This window comes from Methylobacterium oryzisoli (assembly GCF_046557895.1).
Classification (GTDB): domain Bacteria; phylum Pseudomonadota; class Alphaproteobacteria; order Rhizobiales; family Beijerinckiaceae; genus Methylobacterium; species Methylobacterium oryzisoli.
This window is the reverse complement of the sequence record NZ_JBKIBX010000013.1, coordinates 75,792-92,084: the sequence shown is the minus strand read 5'-3', so window position 1 is coordinate 92,084 and position 16,293 is coordinate 75,792. Positions and strand designations below refer to the sequence as shown.

The 16,293-nt window shown below is 72.4% G+C and carries 15 protein-coding genes; 10 read left to right on the top strand and 5 right to left on the bottom strand.

The features are described from left to right. Positions 1-284: 284 nt before the first annotated feature. The 5 genes from ACKUB9_RS14870 (at position 285) to ACKUB9_RS14850 (ending at position 5,399) form a co-directional block, all read left to right on the top strand. Positions 285-581, top strand: coding sequence for a septal ring lytic transglycosylase RlpA family protein (locus tag ACKUB9_RS14870; protein ID WP_407524296.1), 297 nt, complete (start codon positions 285-287; stop codon positions 579-581). A 216-nt stretch (positions 582-797) separates the two neighbouring features. Continuing rightward, on the top strand, positions 798-1,112 hold the full coding sequence (locus ACKUB9_RS14865; protein ID WP_407524294.1) for a polyhydroxyalkanoic acid system family protein: 315 nt from the start codon (positions 798-800) through the stop codon (positions 1,110-1,112). A gap of 55 nt (positions 1,113-1,167) precedes the next feature. Continuing rightward, on the top strand, positions 1,168-1,368 hold the full coding sequence (locus ACKUB9_RS14860; protein ID WP_407524292.1) for a hypothetical protein: 201 nt from the start codon (positions 1,168-1,170) through the stop codon (positions 1,366-1,368). 121 nt (positions 1,369-1,489) lie between these two features. Beyond that, complete coding sequence (locus tag ACKUB9_RS14855) at positions 1,490-3,322, top strand: ABC-F family ATP-binding cassette domain-containing protein (protein ID WP_407524290.1); 1,833 nt, start codon at positions 1,490-1,492, stop codon at positions 3,320-3,322. A 430-nt stretch (positions 3,323-3,752) separates the two neighbouring features. After that, entirely contained in the window at positions 3,753-5,399 is a 1,647-nt protein-coding gene (locus ACKUB9_RS14850; protein ID WP_407524288.1) for a porin, read from the top strand. A gap of 111 nt (positions 5,400-5,510) precedes the next feature. Here the strand turns inward: ACKUB9_RS14850 and ACKUB9_RS14845 are convergent, their stop codons facing one another. Further along, positions 5,511-5,795 (bottom strand): hypothetical protein, encoded by a 285-nt coding sequence (locus ACKUB9_RS14845; protein WP_407524286.1) that lies wholly within the window; start codon positions 5,793-5,795, stop codon positions 5,511-5,513. A 121-nt stretch (positions 5,796-5,916) separates the two neighbouring features. Here ACKUB9_RS14845 and ACKUB9_RS14840 point away from each other — a divergent pair, with 121 nt between their 5' ends. Further along, entirely contained in the window at positions 5,917-6,141 is a 225-nt protein-coding gene (locus ACKUB9_RS14840; protein ID WP_407524284.1) for a hypothetical protein, read from the top strand. A gap of 105 nt (positions 6,142-6,246) precedes the next feature. On the opposite strand, the gene ACKUB9_RS14835 is transcribed toward ACKUB9_RS14840, so the two are convergent. Next, positions 6,247-6,711: a phasin gene (locus ACKUB9_RS14835; protein WP_407524282.1), complete on the bottom strand. Its 465-nt coding sequence runs from the start codon at positions 6,709-6,711 to the stop codon at positions 6,247-6,249. Between the two features lie 236 nt (positions 6,712-6,947). On the opposite strand from ACKUB9_RS14835, the gene ACKUB9_RS14830 reads away from it, so the two are divergent. The 3 genes from ACKUB9_RS14830 (at position 6,948) to cysK (ending at position 13,023) form a co-directional block, all read left to right on the top strand. Beyond that, entirely contained in the window at positions 6,948-9,971 is a 3,024-nt protein-coding gene (locus ACKUB9_RS14830) for a sensor histidine kinase (protein WP_407524280.1), read from the top strand. A gap of 45 nt (positions 9,972-10,016) precedes the next feature. Beyond that, positions 10,017-11,774 carry an ABC transporter ATP-binding protein gene (locus ACKUB9_RS14825; RefSeq protein WP_407524278.1) on the top strand — a complete coding sequence of 586 codons (1,758 nt, stop codon included), beginning with the start codon at positions 10,017-10,019 and terminating at the stop codon, positions 11,772-11,774. A 265-nt stretch (positions 11,775-12,039) separates the two neighbouring features. Next, positions 12,040-13,023, top strand: coding sequence for a cysteine synthase A (gene cysK / locus ACKUB9_RS14820; protein ID WP_407524276.1), 984 nt, complete (start codon positions 12,040-12,042; stop codon positions 13,021-13,023). Positions 13,024-13,066: 43 nt separating this feature from the next. Here the strand turns inward: cysK and ACKUB9_RS14815 are convergent, their stop codons facing one another. The 3 genes from ACKUB9_RS14815 to ACKUB9_RS14805 all read right to left on the bottom strand — a co-directional run bounded on the left by ACKUB9_RS14815 (position 13,067) and on the right by ACKUB9_RS14805 (position 15,609). Further along, positions 13,067-13,357, bottom strand: a complete 291-nt coding sequence (locus tag ACKUB9_RS14815) for a hypothetical protein (protein ID WP_407524274.1) — start codon at positions 13,355-13,357, stop codon at positions 13,067-13,069. A 414-nt stretch (positions 13,358-13,771) separates the two neighbouring features. Then, positions 13,772-14,386, bottom strand: a complete 615-nt coding sequence (locus ACKUB9_RS14810) for a peptide chain release factor-like protein (protein WP_407524272.1) — start codon at positions 14,384-14,386, stop codon at positions 13,772-13,774. Continuing rightward, complete coding sequence (locus ACKUB9_RS14805; protein WP_407524270.1) at positions 14,383-15,609, bottom strand: RNA ligase RtcB family protein; 1,227 nt, start codon at positions 15,607-15,609, stop codon at positions 14,383-14,385. Before ACKUB9_RS14805 ends, ACKUB9_RS14810 begins: the two co-directional genes overlap by 4 nt. Before the next feature lie 323 nt (positions 15,610-15,932). Between ACKUB9_RS14805 and ACKUB9_RS14800 the strand changes: the two genes are divergently transcribed. After that, positions 15,933-16,286, top strand: coding sequence for a hypothetical protein (locus ACKUB9_RS14800; protein ID WP_407524268.1), 354 nt, complete (start codon positions 15,933-15,935; stop codon positions 16,284-16,286). Positions 16,287-16,293: the final 7 nt, after the last annotated feature.

Below are 16,293 nucleotides of genomic sequence, written 5' to 3'. Positions count from 1 at the left end.
CGCCGCCCATGACTGAGAAGTTCTTCTTTTCAGCGGCGCAATCAAGAAAACCCGAAGAGCAGTGTATTGGCTGCCCCTGATGGCCCTGCGTGTTGATGCAGGCGGATGGCCGCCCGGAATGCGCCGCGAAAAAGCCGCGCTTGGTCGGGTCACAATTTGGTCCTGTTCGGCCTGTACTGGTCTCCGCAAATCCAGCCACGAGGGAATGCGGGATGAACTGCGGGCTTGCTGTGCGTCGATCGATGGCTGTGTGCGGGGTGGGCGGTCTAGCGCTCGCGGGGTTGATGGGAGCCGCGGCGGCCTCGACGGCCCAGAGCGGTCAGGCCTCGTGGTACGCCTCCGGTCACCGCACGGCGAGCGGCGAGCGCTTCAACCCCGACGGCCTCACCGCCGCCCACCGCAGCCTGCCCTTCGGCAGCCGGGTCCGGGTCACCAACACCGCGAACGGACGGTCGATCGTGGTGCGGATCAACGACCGCGGCCCCTTCTCGGGCGGGCGCATCATCGATCTCAGCCGCGGCTCCGCCCGGGCGATCGGCATGGGCGGCGTGACGCGCGTCGCGCTCGAACGCATCGATTGATCCGGTGATCGGACGATCAGGTCCGACCACCGTCTCCAGCCCGCGCGGCGCGTGAGCGGAACCGGCCTGCGCGTTGCACATCAACTATTCGGACGTCGAACGAGCCGGGACCCGCTCGCGCCCTCGGGCGTTCGCCTCTCGTCAACCGCCACGCTGGATCGGGCTTTCCGTCCGGCGGCGCAGCGATTACGGCGGGGCGACAACGGAGGCGAAGAGATGGCGAAGCCGCTGGTCGTCGTGATTCCCCACCAGCTCGGCCTGGAGGAGGCCCACCGGCGCCTCGATGCAGGGATCGGGCAGGCGAAGGAGATGCTCCACAAGGCGGGCATCCGCATGGCCGACGCCTCCTGGGAGGGAGAGCGGCTGTCCTTCCTGGTCTCGGCCATGAACCAGAAGGTCGACGGGCACATCGACGTCGCATCCGACACGGTGCGCGTCGAGGTGAACCTGCCGCTCATCCTGTCGCTGTTCGCCGGCCGCATCCAGCAGGCCCTCGACCAGAACGGCGCCAAGCTCCTGACCAAGAAGTAGCGGAACCCTCGACGCGGCGCCCGGTTGGACCGGGACATCCGAACAGGAGTTCCCGATGTCCAATCCCGGCGCCCCACCGGACCAGCCCTACGATCCCGTGCCCCCGACGCCGACCCGCGAGCCGGAGCGACCCGGCGAGGTGCCGAGCGAGGCGCCCGGCGACACGCCGCTCGAAGTGCCGATCAACGATCCGGGCAATTCCCCGGCGATCACCCCGGACCCGTCGCCGACCGGCCCCGCCAACCCGACCATGTGAACCGCGGGCCGGCCCCGCCCGACGGCGGAGGCCGGCCCGACGGCTTGTGCGAGACGCCGCACGGCTTTTGCAAAGCGCCGCAGGCTTTTGAAACACGCCGCGCGCTGCCATAAGCCCGCGCATGGCCGCTCCTCCGCTCCTGACGCTCCAGTCCATCGCCCTCACCTTCGGCGGCACGCCGCTGATCGTGCAGGCCGACCTCACGATCGCGCCGGGCGAGCGCGCCTGTCTCGTCGGGCGCAACGGGTCCGGCAAATCGACGCTGCTGCGCATCGCGGCAGGGCTCGTCGAACCCGATCGCGGCGCGCGCTTCCTGCAGCCCGGCACCACGATCCGCTATCTCGCGCAGGAGCCGGATTTTTCGGGCCATGCCAGCACGCTCGCCTTCGTGGAGGCGGGGCTGGGGCCGGGCGACGAGCCCTACCGCGCCCGCTACCTCCTGGAAAACCTCGGCCTCACGGGCGAGGAGGATCCGGCGCGCCTCTCGGGCGGCGAGGCCCGCCGCGCGGCGCTGGCCCAGGCGATGGCGCCCGGGCCCGACATCCTGCTTCTCGACGAGCCGACGAACCATCTCGACCTGCCGGCGATCGAGTGGCTGGAGGCGGAGCTGAAGAGCAGCCGCTCGGCGCTCGTGCTGATCAGCCACGACCGGCGCTTCCTCGAAGCGCTGTCGCGGGCGACGATCTGGCTCGACCGCGGCGTGACGCGCCGCCTCGACCAGGGCTTCGCCGCCTTCGAGGCGTGGCGCGATGCCGTGTTCGAGGAGGAGGAGCGCGAGCGCCACAAGCTGGAGCGCAAGATCGCCGCCGAGGAGGACTGGCTGCGCTACGGCGTGACCGCGCGGCGCAAGCGCAACGTGAAGCGGCTGGCGGGCCTGCATGATCTGCGCCGCCGCCACCGCGAGCACCGGGGCCCGGTCGGCAGCGTCAGCATGGCGGCGAGCGAGGCGGAGGCCTCCGGCACGCTCGTGGCGGAGGCGGTCCGGGCCGGCAAGTCCTTCGACGGCCGGCCGATCGTGCGCGACCTCTCGCTGCGCCTGCACCGCGGCGACCGCCTCGGCATCGTCGGCCCCAACGGCGCCGGCAAGACCACGCTCGTCAACCTCCTCACCGGCCGCCTCGCGCCCGACGAGGGCAGCGTCCGGCTCGGCGCGACCGTGACCCTCAACCTCCTCGACCAGCGGCGCGCCGCCCTCGATCCCGACCGCACCGTGGCGGAGGTGCTGACGGGCGGCGGCAGCGACACGGTGTCGGTCGGCGGACAGAACCGCCACGTCGTCGGCTACATGAAGGACTTCCTGTTCGCGCCCGAACAGGCGCGCACCCCGGTCGGCGTCCTCTCGGGCGGCGAGCGCAACCGCCTGCTGCTCGCCCGCGCGCTGGCGAACCCGGCGAACCTCCTCGTCCTCGACGAGCCGACGAACGACCTCGATCTCGAAACCCTGGACCTGCTGCAGGAGATGCTGGCCGATTTCGCCGGGACCCTGATCCTGGTGAGCCACGACCGCGACTTCCTCGACCGGGTGGTGGACACTGTGCTCGTCTCGGAAGGGGAGGGGCGCTGGGTCGCCTATGCGGGCGGCTACAGCGACATGGTCGCCCAGCGCGGTGCAGGCGTGGAGGCCCAGCCCCGCAAGGCGGCCAGGTCCGAGCCGCGGAATGCCGCCGAGCCGCGCTCCGCCGCGGAATCGCGCTCCACCACCAAACCCGCGCCGCGCCGCCGCCTGGGCTTCAACGAGCAGCACGAGCTCAAGACCCTGCCGGCCCGAATCGCCGCCCTGGAGGCCGCCACGGGCAAGCTGCGCACCGCGCTCGCGGATCCGACTCTCTACGCGCGCGACGCGGCCCGCTTCGAGACCCTCTCGCGCGGGCTCGCCACCGCGGAGACCGATCTCGCGGCGGCCGAGGAGCGCTGGCTGGCCCTCGAACTGCTGCGCGAAGAACTCGAAGGCTGAGAGGGCGCCGCGGCGCGAGGCCGGCCGGGCGATCCGCCGTCCGGCGGACGCCGCGATACATCCAGGGCGGGCGGTTCGACTGATTCCCGCTTCCGTATTCGCTCGGACGCGAAGAGTTCGCGCCGCGCCACCCTGCCGGCGGCGCGGGTTACACGCTCGGGCGCAAGGTCGAGGGAGTTTTCGTTGCTTGGCTGCAACATCGTGGCGGAAAGCCGGCCGCATCAGGGCTCGGCAAGCGGAACGGTGTTGATCGGTTCTAAGCCCTCGCACATGGTGACCCTGCGCCGGGCGGAGTGCCCGGGGCGGTTCGGCCAGCACCCCGTGCGGGAGGGCTGAGTCTAAGGGGATAAGAGTGGCGTGGTTCGGATCCATACCGGGTCTGAGTGACACAGTCGTTCACCCCAAGGGTCTCGAAACTTTGGAGGTCTCGATGAAGCTCGTGAAGAGCTTGTTGCTCGGGTCGGCGGCCGGTCTGACCGTCGTTGCCGGGGCGCAGGCGGCCGATCTGCCGATCAAGAAGGCTGTTCCGGTCGAATACGTTCGCATCTGCTCGGCCTACGGCGCGGGCTTCTTCTACATCCCCGGCACGGACACCTGCCTGCGCGTCGGCGGCCGTGCCCGCTTCGAGGCCGGCTACGTCCAGTCGTTCAGCCGCTCGGGCGCCAACGGCGACCTGACGCAGTATCGCGGCCTCGGCCGTCTCAACCTCGACGCCCGCACGCAGACCGCCTACGGCACCCTGCGCGCCTTCGTGCGCTTCGAGCTGGCGAGCCAGACCGGCAACTACCTGACCTCGGGCACGCAGCAGCGCATCGGCCGCGCCTTCCCGGCGCTCGGCGTCGACACGTTCGGCCGCTCGCAGCAGTACGTGAACGTCGACAAGGCCTTCGTGCAGTTCGCCGGCCTCACCGCCGGTCGCGCGTCCTCGTTCTTCGACTTCTACGCCCACGACTTCGAGATCATGGCCGGCACCCTCGGGTCCGACCTGCCCTCGACCAACCTCATCGCCTACACGGCGCAGTTCGGGAACGGCTTCTCGGCGACGGTCTCGTTGGAAGACCCGATCTTCCGCAAGACCCCGCTGTTCGGCAACGCGGCGACCAACGCCAACCTCGCCAGCCAGTTCAACATCTTCACCGGCAACTTCAACGTCTCGCCGGTGATCGGCACGGACGCGGCCGGCAACCCGGTGGGCCTCGCCTTCCTCGACGTCGTGCAGCGCTCGCGCATGCCCGACTTCGTCGGCGCCCTGCGCTACGACGCGGCCTGGGGTTCGGCGCAGATCTCGGCGGCGGTGCACGAGATCAACACCGGCAACGCCTCCTTCGCGATCAACGGCTTCAACGCCTCGGTGGGCGCTCCCGTGGCGCGGCCTGCGGGCACCACCTTCGCTCCCCGTGCTCAGAACGAGTACGGCTGGGCGGTGCAGGGCGGCCTCAAGGTCAACCTGCCCTTCATCGCGGCCGGCGACGCCCTGTACCTCCAGGGTGCCTACGGCGAGGGCGCGCAGCTCTACACCGGCTACTCCGCGCAGGCGGGCTCGTACAACGCTGGCGGCGCCGCGGCGGCGATCCAGGGTGCGGGCTTCAACCAGTTCTTCGCCGATGCGGTCGTCGACCCGATCACGGGCCGTCTCGACCTCTCGACGAGCTGGACCGTCGTCGGTTCGTTCCTGCACTACTGGACGCCCGAGTGGCGCTCGGCGGTGTTCGGCAGCTACGGCGAGATGGCCTTCGGCGGCGCGAGCCGTGCCAACCTGGCCGCGATCAACTTCAACGGCCTGTCGCCGAACCCTGTGACCAACGCGTTCTCGGCGACCATCCGCGACACGTATCAGTTCGTGGCCGGCGCGAGCCTGATCTGGTCGCCGGTGAAGGACCTCGATATCGGTGTCGAGGGCTACTACGCTCAGGTCGGCCTGAAGAACGGCCGGGCCGTCGACCAGAACAAGTCGCCGGGTCAGACCGTCGCCGCGATCGTCAACGGCGTGCCGGTCAACGCCGCGGGCGTCGCGGTCGCCACGACCAGCACCACGGACACGTTCCACGTCCGCATGCGCGTGCAGCGCGACTTCTAAGTCGCACCGCACCCCACGCAACGAGGCCCCGGCGCAAGCCGGGGCCTTTTTTCTTGGCCGATCCCCTGGCCGCTCGCCGGGAGCAGGGGAGGGCGCTCGCTGCGCCGCGCGTCAGGGAACGACCCGGCCCGGCGCGGGCGGCTGCGGTGCACTGAACGAGGCGATCGGCACGTCGCAGAAGCAGCGCGTGCCGAGCGGCCGCGGGCCGGGCATCGGGCACGAGAACGGCTGCAGGCCGGTCAGGCCCCTCTGCACCGCGTCGCAATTGTAGCCGACGCCCCGGCGCGGCCGCGGGCGGTCGTCGTAGTACGGATCGTAGGGCTGTGCGCTCGCGGTCGCGGTCAGGGCCGCCATCAGTGCCGCCGCCGCGAAGGGGGCGCGAACGAACCGTCGCATCTCTGCGTTCCTCATCGTGGTGAGCGCCACGCCCGGACGGGCGCGGCGTAGGGCGGCATCGCTAGCGGATGCCGCCGTCCGCGGCAACGCGAGGGCCGTCCGTGCGGCCGGGGAGGCGGACGTGACTCATTCCGGTCAGTGGCAGCGCACCCTCGACGCGATCCTGACGCTCACCGACGAGATCGCGCGCCTCTCTCCCGATTGCGCGGATCGCGCACTCACCATCGCGCGGCTGGTCCGCGACCTCGACCCCGCCGCCTTTCGGCGGCGCGAACGGCCGGAGGATTGTCTGGAGGAGGGGATGGAGGACGAACCGGAGGTCGGCCCGCTCCACCCGATTCGCTGAGACGGTCCGGAACGCGAAGCGGCCGCGTCCTGGACGGACGCGGCCGCAACGATCGCCGGCGAGGCGCAGCAGGTGAAGCCGTGCCGCGCCCGCCAAAAACGTCGGTCAGGAGGCGTTGTTCGAGAGGTCGTTGGCGGCGTTCTTGGCCTGCTCGGCGCCCTGCTGCATGGTGTTCACGCCCTGCTGCATCGCGTTCTTGGTGTGCTCGGCGCTCTGCTGCATGGCGCTCTGCGTCATGCTGCCGAACTCCTTGGCCTGGCTCTGGATCGCCGCGAACTGGCTGCGGATGAACTCGGCCTGATGCTGCATCGCCTCCTGCACGTCGCGCGACCGGACGAGCTTCTGCGCGAGATCGAAGGCCGCGTTCACGTTCTGCTCGGCGTACGCGAAGCTGCGGCTCTGCATCGACTGAGCATTCGAGCGCGCCATCTCGGCCGAGCCCTGGATCGTGTCGGCGGTCTTGCGCGCGGCGCTGATGAACGAATCGAACGCCTTGCGGGCCTGATCGACGCTCTTCTCCGCGAAGTCGCGCATCTCGGTCGGGATCTCGTAGGACGGGGTCGTGTTCATGTGGGGTTCCTCTCTCTCGCGCCGCTTCTCTCGTTGCGGCCGTTGTGCAGTGCACAATACCATACCGGCCGCAGAATGCCAGATCGGCGAGGGCCGTTAAGGTTGACGTCAGGATAACGCAGGGGCTGCGCATTTCGTGCCCGTGCGTGTCCGGCACGATTCCGTTAAAGCATCGGAGCAGATCGGGGCCGGCGAGAATCGGCTCGATCGGGGACATGCGGGTTCGAGGAGAGGCCGTGGACGACGCGCGGTGGATGGCGACGATCGACGCCGCGATGGCAACGCCCGGCCTCGCGCGCCTGACGGGCGGACGCGAGGTCGCCTGCCTCCTCCTCGACCCGGGGGCCGAGCGCGTGCTCTTCGCGAGTTCGGCCGCACGCGGACTGGGCGCCGCCATCGCGGATGCGCGCGGGCGCATCGATCCCTCCCTCGATCTCGGGCGGGCGCTGCGCGCCCTGAGGTCATCCGGCAGCACGCCGAAGCCCCATCTGGTGCGCCTGCGCTTCGATGCGGGCCGCCTGTCGCCCCCGGTCGTCTGCGCCTGCCTGTCGATGGCCGGGCCCGATGGCGCCCCGGTCCTGGCCGTCATTCCGGTGGATCCGCTGCCCGCCCTGCGCTCCCGGCGGAGTGCCGACTCGGCGCCGCGGGATGCGGCCCCGGAGACGAGGGACGCGGCTGCGCGGGACGAGACCGGGCGCGGCACCGTGCGCTTCCTGTGGCGCAGCGACGAGACGGGGCTCTGGACCGAAGCCTCTCCTCCCCTTGCCGAGACGGTCGGCACCTCGCCGGTCGGCTGCGACTGGGACCGGCTGCTCGCGGTGGCGATCGTGCCCGATGATGCCCGCCTGCTGCGCGAAGCGCTGGAGCAGCGCCGGACCTTCCGGACGCTGCCGGTGCGCTGGCGGCTCGGCGGGGAGGAGAATGCGGTTCTGATCGAGCTGTCGGGCGCACCGCGCCTGGGGGAAGGGCGCGCCTTCGCGGGGTTCAGCGGCTTCGGCGTGATCCATCTCGATCGGGTGGAGCCCGCTCCGCCCCTGCCGGCCCCGCCGCCCGCCGGCCCGGTTCGGCAGAGTCTGCGCGAGCGCGCCGCGGCGGTGGTGGCGATCGGGCGCGCCGGCTCGCCGGCCGCGGCGCCCGCGCCCGTGCCGCCCGAGGCGACGCAGGCCCCGGTGCCCGACCTTCCGGCCTTCGCCACGCTCGCGGGCGCCACCTTCGCGGGGTTCGCCGGCATGATGTCGGCGCCCTTCATGTCGGCCCCCCTCATGTCGGCCCCCTTGGCGAGCCTCGGGCTCGGCTGGCCCTTCGGCGGCGACGAGGCCCACCGCCGCACCGCGCCGAATCGGACCCCGGAAGCAGGCCGGCCGGCGGCGGCTTTCGCCCCCGCGGATCCGGTGCCGTCCGAGGCGGCCTCGCACGACCCGCTCCCCGACGAGACATCACCGGCCGAATCGGCGGAGCCGGAGGCGCCGCCGGAACCTGCGCCGGCAAGGTCTGAAGCTGTCGCCGCCGCCACGCCGCGCGACGTGGCGCAGGACCCGCCGCCCGTCGCAGCGCCTGAAGCGGAGATCGCCGAGCCGGACGCCGCGGAGGCCGCCGGGCCGGTCCTGACGGCGAGCCATCTCTCCCTCACGGAGCACGCCGCCTTCCGCGAGATCGCGCGGGCGCTGGGCGCACGCTTCGCGGGCGACGCCGCCGAGGAGGAGGCGATGCCGGCCGCGCCCGACGCGGAGGGCCGCGGGCGCGGCGAGGTCACGCCGTTCCGGCCGATGCCGGCCGCCGCCCGGGGCGACCGGTCCGCGTCGCCGATCACCCGGCTGCTCGAACGCCTGCCCGCCGGCGTGCTGATCCACCGGGGCGAGGAGCTGCTCTTCGCCAACCGGCATCTCCTCGGCTTGGTCGGTTACGAATCCGGCGCCGACCTCGCGGCCGCGGGCGGCCCCGGCCTGTTGTTCCGCGGTCGTGATCCCGCCAGCCTCCCGGTGGCCGAGGCCGGCCATCCGATCGGGCTCGCGACCCGCGGCGGCGGGACCGTCGCGGTCGCGGTGGCGCTCACCACCGTGGAGTGGGAGGGAGCGCCCGCGAGCCTCCTGCTCATCCGCCGCCTGCCGGATGCCGATCCGGTCCAGGGCCTGGCGGCGGCCGAGATCAACCTCGCGGTGCGCGAGACCCGGCTGCGCGAGGCCGAGGCCATCCTCGACGCCACCACGGAGGCCATCGCCACCCTCGACGAGCGGGGGAGGGTGCTGCGCCTCAACCGCGCGGCCCGGGAGCTGTTCGGCCACGACCTGCGGGAGGTCGCGGGCGAGGACTTCGCGGTCCTGCTCCCCCCCGAGAGCCGGCCGGAGGTCCGCGCGGCCTTGCACCGCGCCCGCCTCGGCGAGACCGGCAGCGCGGAGGTGGCGGCCCAGGGGAGGGCTGAGGCCCTCGCGCTCACCGCGCTGGCGCTCTCCGGCGAGGGCGAGCGCCGCTACGCGGTGCTGCTGCGCGACATCACGCCCCTGCGGCGCACCGAGGCCGAACTGCAGAAGGCCCGCCGCGAGGTCGAGGCGGCCAGCAGCCGCCGGGCGGAGTTCCTGGCCGCAGTCAACCACGAGATCCGCACCCCGCTGAACGCCATCCTGGGCTTCACCGAGGTGATGCTGGAGGAGCAGTTCGGTCCGGTCGGCGCCGAGCGCTATCGCGATTACCTGCGCGACATCCGCACCTCGGGCGAGCAGGCGCTGGGCCTCGTCACCGACCTGTTCGACCTCGCGCGGATCGAGGCAGGGCGGTTCGACCTGACCTTCGCGGGCGTCGCGCTCAACGATCTCGTCGGCGGCAGCGTCTCGCAGATGCAGGCTCAGGCCGCGCGCCAGCGGGTCGTGGTGCGCACGAGCTTCGCGGCCGGGCTGCGGCCGGTGCTGGCCGACCTCACCTCGCTGCGGCAGGCCTCCCTTCACCTGATCGGCAACGCGATCCGCTACACGGAGGCGGGCGGGCAGGTGATCGTCTCGACCGCCATGACCGACCGCGGCGGCGTGGCGCTGCGGGTGCGCGACACCGGCGTCGGGCTGACCCAGGACGAGATCGAGACCGCGCTCCAGCCCTTCCGGCAGATGGTGACGACGCCCGAGCGGCGGGGGCTCGGCAACGGCCTCGCGCTCCCCCTCACCAAGGCGCTGGTGGAGGCCAACCGCGGCACGCTCAACGTCACCAGCCGGAAGAACGAGGGCACGCTCGTGGAGGTGCTGTTTCCGCCGGGGCGGGTGCTCGCCGGCTGACCACGGCGCCTTGCCTCTCCGGCTCCGGCCGCGTACCGCCCCCGCATGCGTGCGCTGATCGACCTCGTCCACGCGATGCGACCGCGCGACCGGCGGCGCCTCGCCCTGATCGCCGCCGGCCTGGGGCTCGCCGGCCTGTTCGAGATGGCGGGGGTCGCCTCCGTCATCCCGTTCCTGACCCTCGTGGGCAATCCCGCGGCCCTCGACCGGGTGCCGCACATCGCGGAGATCCGCGCCGCGCTCGGGCTCGGCGACGACCGGGCCTTCCTGATGGCGATGGGCGGGGCCGCGCTCCTCGCCATCCTGGCGACGAGCGTCGTCAACGCCGCGCTGACCTACGCGCAGCTCCTGTTCGCGCATCTCGCGGGCTACGGCTTCGCCCGCCGGCTCTTCGCCCGCTACGTGGCGCGCGACCGGCTGTTCTTCGCCCGCACCAACAGCGCGGAGCTCGCCAAGAACGTTCTCTCCGAGACCGATCGGCTGGTCGCGGGGGTCTTGACGCCGAGCCTCGTCGTCGCCTCGCGGGTCGTGTCGGCCTCGGCGATCGCGCTCTTTCTCCTCCTGTACGCGCCCGGCCTCGCGCTGGTGCTCGGCCTCGGCTTCGGCGGCCTCTACATCGCGCTCTACCTCGTGATCCGCGCGCGGCTCTCGCGCCTCGGCGCCCGCGCCACCGCCGACAACGAGCGGCGTTTCCGGGTGGTGCAGGAGACCTTCGGGGCGCTGACGGAGCTGACGCTCTACGGGCGGGCGCGGGCCTTCGCCGGGCGGTTCGACGCGCCCGCCCGCGCCTTCGCGCGCGCCACGGCGGCGAGCCATCTCACCGGGCAGATGCCGCGCTTCGTGATCGAGGCCCTGGCCTTCGGGGGCGTGATCGTGGTGGTGCTCTTCGCCCTGGCGCGCGGTCTCGACACGGCCGCGCTGCTGCCGCTGCTGGGGCTGTTCGCCTTCGCGGGCTACCGCATGCTCCCGGCCTTCCAGAATATCTTCAACTCCCTGTCGCTGCTGCGCTTCCACCTGCCGACCGTGTCGCTGGTGGTCCGCGAGCTGGCGGCCGAGCGCGAGCCGCCGCCGCGCGACCGGGAGCGGCTGCCGTTCCGCGAGGCGATCCGCTTCGAGGGCGTCTCCTTCGCGTACGAGCCCGGCCGGACGACGCTGCGCGGCCTCGATCTCACCATCGATGCCCACACCACGGTCGGCCTCGTCGGCCGCACGGGCTCGGGCAAGTCGACGCTGATCGGGCTCCTGCTCGGCCTGCTCGCGCCGGGGGAGGGGAGCATACGGGTCGACGGGGTCGTGCTCGACGCGCGCACGCTGCCCGCGTGGCAGAACCGGATCGGCTACGTGCCGCAGGAGGTCTTTCTCATCGACGCCACGGTGGCCGACAACATCGCGCTCGGCATCGAGGATCCCGATCCGGCGGCGGTGGAGCGGGCGGCCCGTCTGGCGGGCATCCACGAGGTGATCGCCGCGCTGCCAGAGGGTTACGGCACCCGGGTCGGCGAGCGCGGCGCGCGCCTGTCGGGCGGCCAGCGCCAGCGCATCGGCATCGCCCGGGCGCTCTACCACGATCCCGACGTGCTGGTCTTCGACGAGGCGACCTCTGCGCTCGACGCCGAGACCGAGGAGACCGTGATGGCGGCGCTGTCCGCTCTCTCGGGCACGCGCACGCTGGTGATGATCGCCCACCGCCTCACCAGCCTCGCGCGCGCCGACGTGGTGCACGTGCTCGACGGCGGGTGCCTCGTCGCCTCGGGCCCCCCCGAGGCCGTGCTGCCGCAACTCGGGCGCATGGAGCCCGCCTGACTGGCCGGAGAGCCTGGCGGTAGCGATTCCGTTTCCCGCGCCGCGGCGTGGTGGAGATGAATTTGCTACAGATCGAGTGTGAGAGAGAAGAGTCTATCGGAAGACAAGTCGACGGATGATGAGGGCGGCTTGGACTGGAAGAGGAATCTTCCACAAGTCGCTATCCCAGGGTTCGCGATGCCTCGACGCCTTGGCGGATTTGAGCTAGGCGTGCGCGGTGATCGGGGCGTCCCTGCCCCAGCGTGACCGCCTCAGGAGAATTGTCATGGCCGACGCCGCCTCCACCACCCAGGATAGTGGCCGCAAGCCCGGCCACGGCCGCGTCTACGGATCGATCACCGAGACCATCGGCAACACCCCGCTCGTGCGCCTCAACCGCCTGCCCAAGGAGCGCGGCGTCGAGGCGGAGATCCTGCTCAAGCTCGAATTCTTCAACCCGATCGCCTCCGTGAAGGACCGGATCGGCGTCAACATGATCGACTCGCTCGAAGCCTCCGGCACGCTGAAGCCCGGCGGCACGCTGGTCGAGCCGACCTCCGGCAACACCGGCATCGCGCTCGCCTTCGTGGCGGCCGCGCGGGGCTACCGGCTGATCCTGGTCATGCCCGAGACGATGTCGATCGAGCGCCGCAAGATGCTGGCCTTCCTCGGCGCCGAACTCGTGCTGACCCCCGGCCCGCAGGGCATGAAGGGCGCCGTCGCCAAGGCCGAGGAGCTGCTCAAGGAGATCCCCGGCTCGGTGATGCCGCAGCAGTTCAACAACCCGGCCAATCCCGAGATCCACCGCAAGACCACCGCGGAGGAGATCTGGAACGACACCCAGGGGCAGCTCGACGCCTTCGTGGCCGGCGTCGGCACCGGCGGCACCATCACGGGCGTCGGCCAGGTCATCAAGCCGCGGCTGCCGAGCCTGCGCGTCATCGCGGTCGAGCCGGTGGACTCGCCGGTGCTCTCGGGCGGCAATCCCGGCCCGCACAAGATCCAGGGCATCGGTGCCGGCTTCGTCCCGAACGTGCTCGCCCGCGAGGTGATCGACGAGGTCGTCACCGTCTCGAACCAGGCCGCCTTCGACACCGCCCGCCTGCTGTCGCGGCTGGAAGGCATTCCGGGCGGCATCTCGACGGGCGCCAACGTGGCGGCGGCGCTGGAGATCGGCGCCCGGCCGGAGTTCCGCGGCAAGCGGATCGTCACCGTCGCCTGCTCGTTCGCCGAGCGCTACATCTCGTCGGCCCTCTTCGAGGGCATCTGATCCGGTGGCGGGCCCCGGTCTCGGGAAAGACCGGGGCCCGTCATCAGGCCACCAGTTCGGGCTTGCCCTCGCAATCCGGCACCGCGCGGCGGAAGAGGGCGGCGCAGCGCGATTCCCGGTGCACGCTCAGGATCGAGGCCCGGTCGATATCCGGGTTCTCGGCCAGGATCCGGCGGACATCCTCCACGAGATGCCCGTAGCGCACCGCGTCGTAGCCGCTCTCCAGCGGGCTCACGGCGATGTAGGCTTCCACCACCAAGACCTTCTCGGCCGAGTCTCGCGTCACCTCGGCGGCGATCCAGGCGGATTTCACGAGACGGTTCGGCATCACCATCGGCGTACCTCCATTCGACGCGCAGCCGCTCTTCCCGGCGGCGACATGCCGCAAGACTGCGCCAGGCCGCGCCGGGATGAAAGAGGGCGCCGCCCGATTCCCGCCGCAATCGCCATGCGGTGCCCGAGGGTGAGGGGTGCGGGAACCGAAGGAGTGCCGGGGCGATCGGATCGCAGAGGCCACCTTCGCAGCAATCCCGTCGATGGACGAGCGCGGGGTGTGGTTTGCACGGAATCCGGAGCCCCTCGCCGTCATTTCCGGCCGGCTCGCCAAGCCGCGCCCGGAGCGCTTCGCCGAGACGCCGCCGCTTCTCCTGGACCATTGTCGATCCGGGCCTGACGCTCGCCGCACCACGGCATCGCCGTGGTGGACGGTCGTGTACCGTGGATGGCATCGGGCCGGCGGCTCCAGCCGTCACCGCAGGCGGCGGAAGCCCGGTCCTTCGTAGATCCGGATCGCCGCGTCGGTGCCGCGCTCCCCGCCCGCCACGCTGTCGTGCCAGAGGGCTTCCGTGGCCGCCTTCGCGATCTCGTCCTGCCGCGCCGCGAGAGCGATCCGCAGCTTCACCAGGGCCAGCGCCCGGTTGCGGTGCTGGCTGCGCCCCTCCCGACACGCGACCACGAGGCCGCTCGGCCGATGGCGCACCCGCACCGCGCTCTCCGTGCGGTTCACGTGCTGCCCGCCCGGACCCGCGGCCCGGAAGGTGTCCCAGGCGAGGTCCCCGGGTGCGATCCCGTCCGGGAGGGCGGCGGCGAGCGGGTGGGCGGCGATGCGCACGAACCAGTTCTTGCGCCGGTGCCCGGGCCGCAGCGGGCTCGGGCAGCGCCAGAGCACGCTGCCGCTCCAGCCGGCGCAGAAGGCCTCCGCCGTCTCGCCCTCGATCAGCAGGAGGGCGGAGCCGCCCCTGTCCTCCAGGCAGGCGGCCGCGAGGCCCGCCCGCTCCGCCTCGCCGAGCACCAGGGGCACGAGGCGCTCCACCGCGAGCCGGCACTCGGCCGGGCCGCGCCCGGCCGTGAGATGCAGGATCATGGCCGGTCTCCGCGCTGGCCCGCGTGCTTGGCGCGGCGGGCCTCGCCGCGCTCGCGCAGCCGCGCCCGCTTGTCTCGTCGCGCTGCCTCCCCGCGCTCCGTCGAGCACTTGAAGGTGACGAGCGGGCGCAGCACCGCCACCACGCGGACCAGCCCCGCCTCCACGAGGTCGCCGACCACCCGGGTCGCGTCCTTGTAGGCCTCGGGCGCCTCCTCCCAGAGCAGGCGCTCGTCGCCGCAGACCACGGCACCGCCCCAGGGGTTGCGGGTCAGATCCTCCCGCCGATAGCGGCCGCGCAGCTTGCCCTTGGCCTCGTGCCGGGCGAGCTTGCGGCCGGCGCCGTGCGCGAGGGACCAGAGGGCGTCGGCCCGGTCCGGCACCGGCTCCGCCAGGATGCTGACGTCGCCGCGCGAGCCCGGGATCACCACCGGCCCGCGATCGGCCGGCGCCGCCCCCTTGCGGTGCAGGTAGCAGCCGCAGGGGCCGGCCGGCGTCACGGCGTTGTGGCAGAGGTCGAACAGGCAGGCGCCGCCCGCCCCGAGGGCCGCGAGGACGCGGTGGGCGACGAGGTCGCGGTTCGCCCGCGCCCAGGCGACGGCGCCGTCGTGGGCCGCGAGGTAGGCGGCGGCCTCCGGCGTGCCGGCCGCCAGCCCCTCGGCCCGGAAGCGCTCCGCATGCACGCGCAGCACGGCCTCGCCGAGGCCGCGGCTCCCGCTATGGACGAGGAGCAGGACGTCCGTGCGGGAAAGCCCGAGGCCTTCGAAGGCTGCCTCGTCGTGCACCGCCTCCACCACCTGAATCTCGGCGAAGTGGTTGCCGTGCCCCACCGTGCCGAGGCCCGCGTCGTGGGGCGTCGGCGCGAGGCCGCGCGCGGCGAGCCACGCGGCCGTGTCGCCGTCCCAGGGCGCATCAAGCCCCTCCAGCCGCGGGGCGAGCCGGTCGGGACGCGCCTTGCGGCGGTCGAGGTCGGTGCGCCACAGCGCCATGCCGCAGCCGATGTCGGTGCCGACGAGGGCCGGGTGGATCATGCCCTCGGCCAGGAAGGCGGCCCCGACCGGGCTGCCCTTGCCCGGATGGAGATCCGGCATGCCGACCGCCTCGATCATGCCGGGGAGGCGGGCGGCGGCGTCGAGCTGGTCCAGCGCCTCGCCCTCGATCCAGGTCGAGGCGGAGGCGATCACGCGGACCTTCGGCCCGCGCGTCACGATCGATGACGTGCTCATGAAGTCTGAGAATCCGGTCCCGCCTCGGCGAGGTCGGGAGTCGCGCGAACGGAGTCGGTCGCCGCGGCGTCGGCCGCGCTTCCGCGATCAGGACGGAACGGCCCGAACAATCAGGCCCGGTCGCGTCGATGCCCCGTCAGCGAACGGGGCGAGTGGGCACAGGCCGCATGTCTCGCCTCCCGGATCAAACTGCGGCCGGACGGGCCGCAGCCGGGCCGTCTAGCCGAGCTTGGTGATTCGCGCAACTGGCAGCGCCGCAACTTCGGCTCCGGCCCCGAGTTGTCCCGGTCCATGCAGACGGTCCAGGGAAGAAGGAGTCGCGGATGGCCAAGGCAGATCGGCCCGGGACGGAGGAAGCGCGTCCCTCGCTGCAGGATTTCGATCCGTACACGGACCGCAACGGCCAGGACATGGGCCAGGACAGCCCGCTGGACGTCGGCTTGGCCCGCCGGACGCAGCGCGACGTGAAGAGCGATCCGACCGACGAGGCCCGGATCGCCCGCGAGGCGTCGGACTTCAACCGCCTCGACGCGATCGGCGCCACCGACGCGGTGGAGGCGACCGAGGCCGAGACCCCGCCGGAGAATCTGCGGCGGATCAGCGACCCGTCCGCGCGGCCCGCCGCCGCGGAGGCGATCGAGCGCGCGACCGCCGTGGTCGGCGAACCGGACAAGTGAGCCAAGG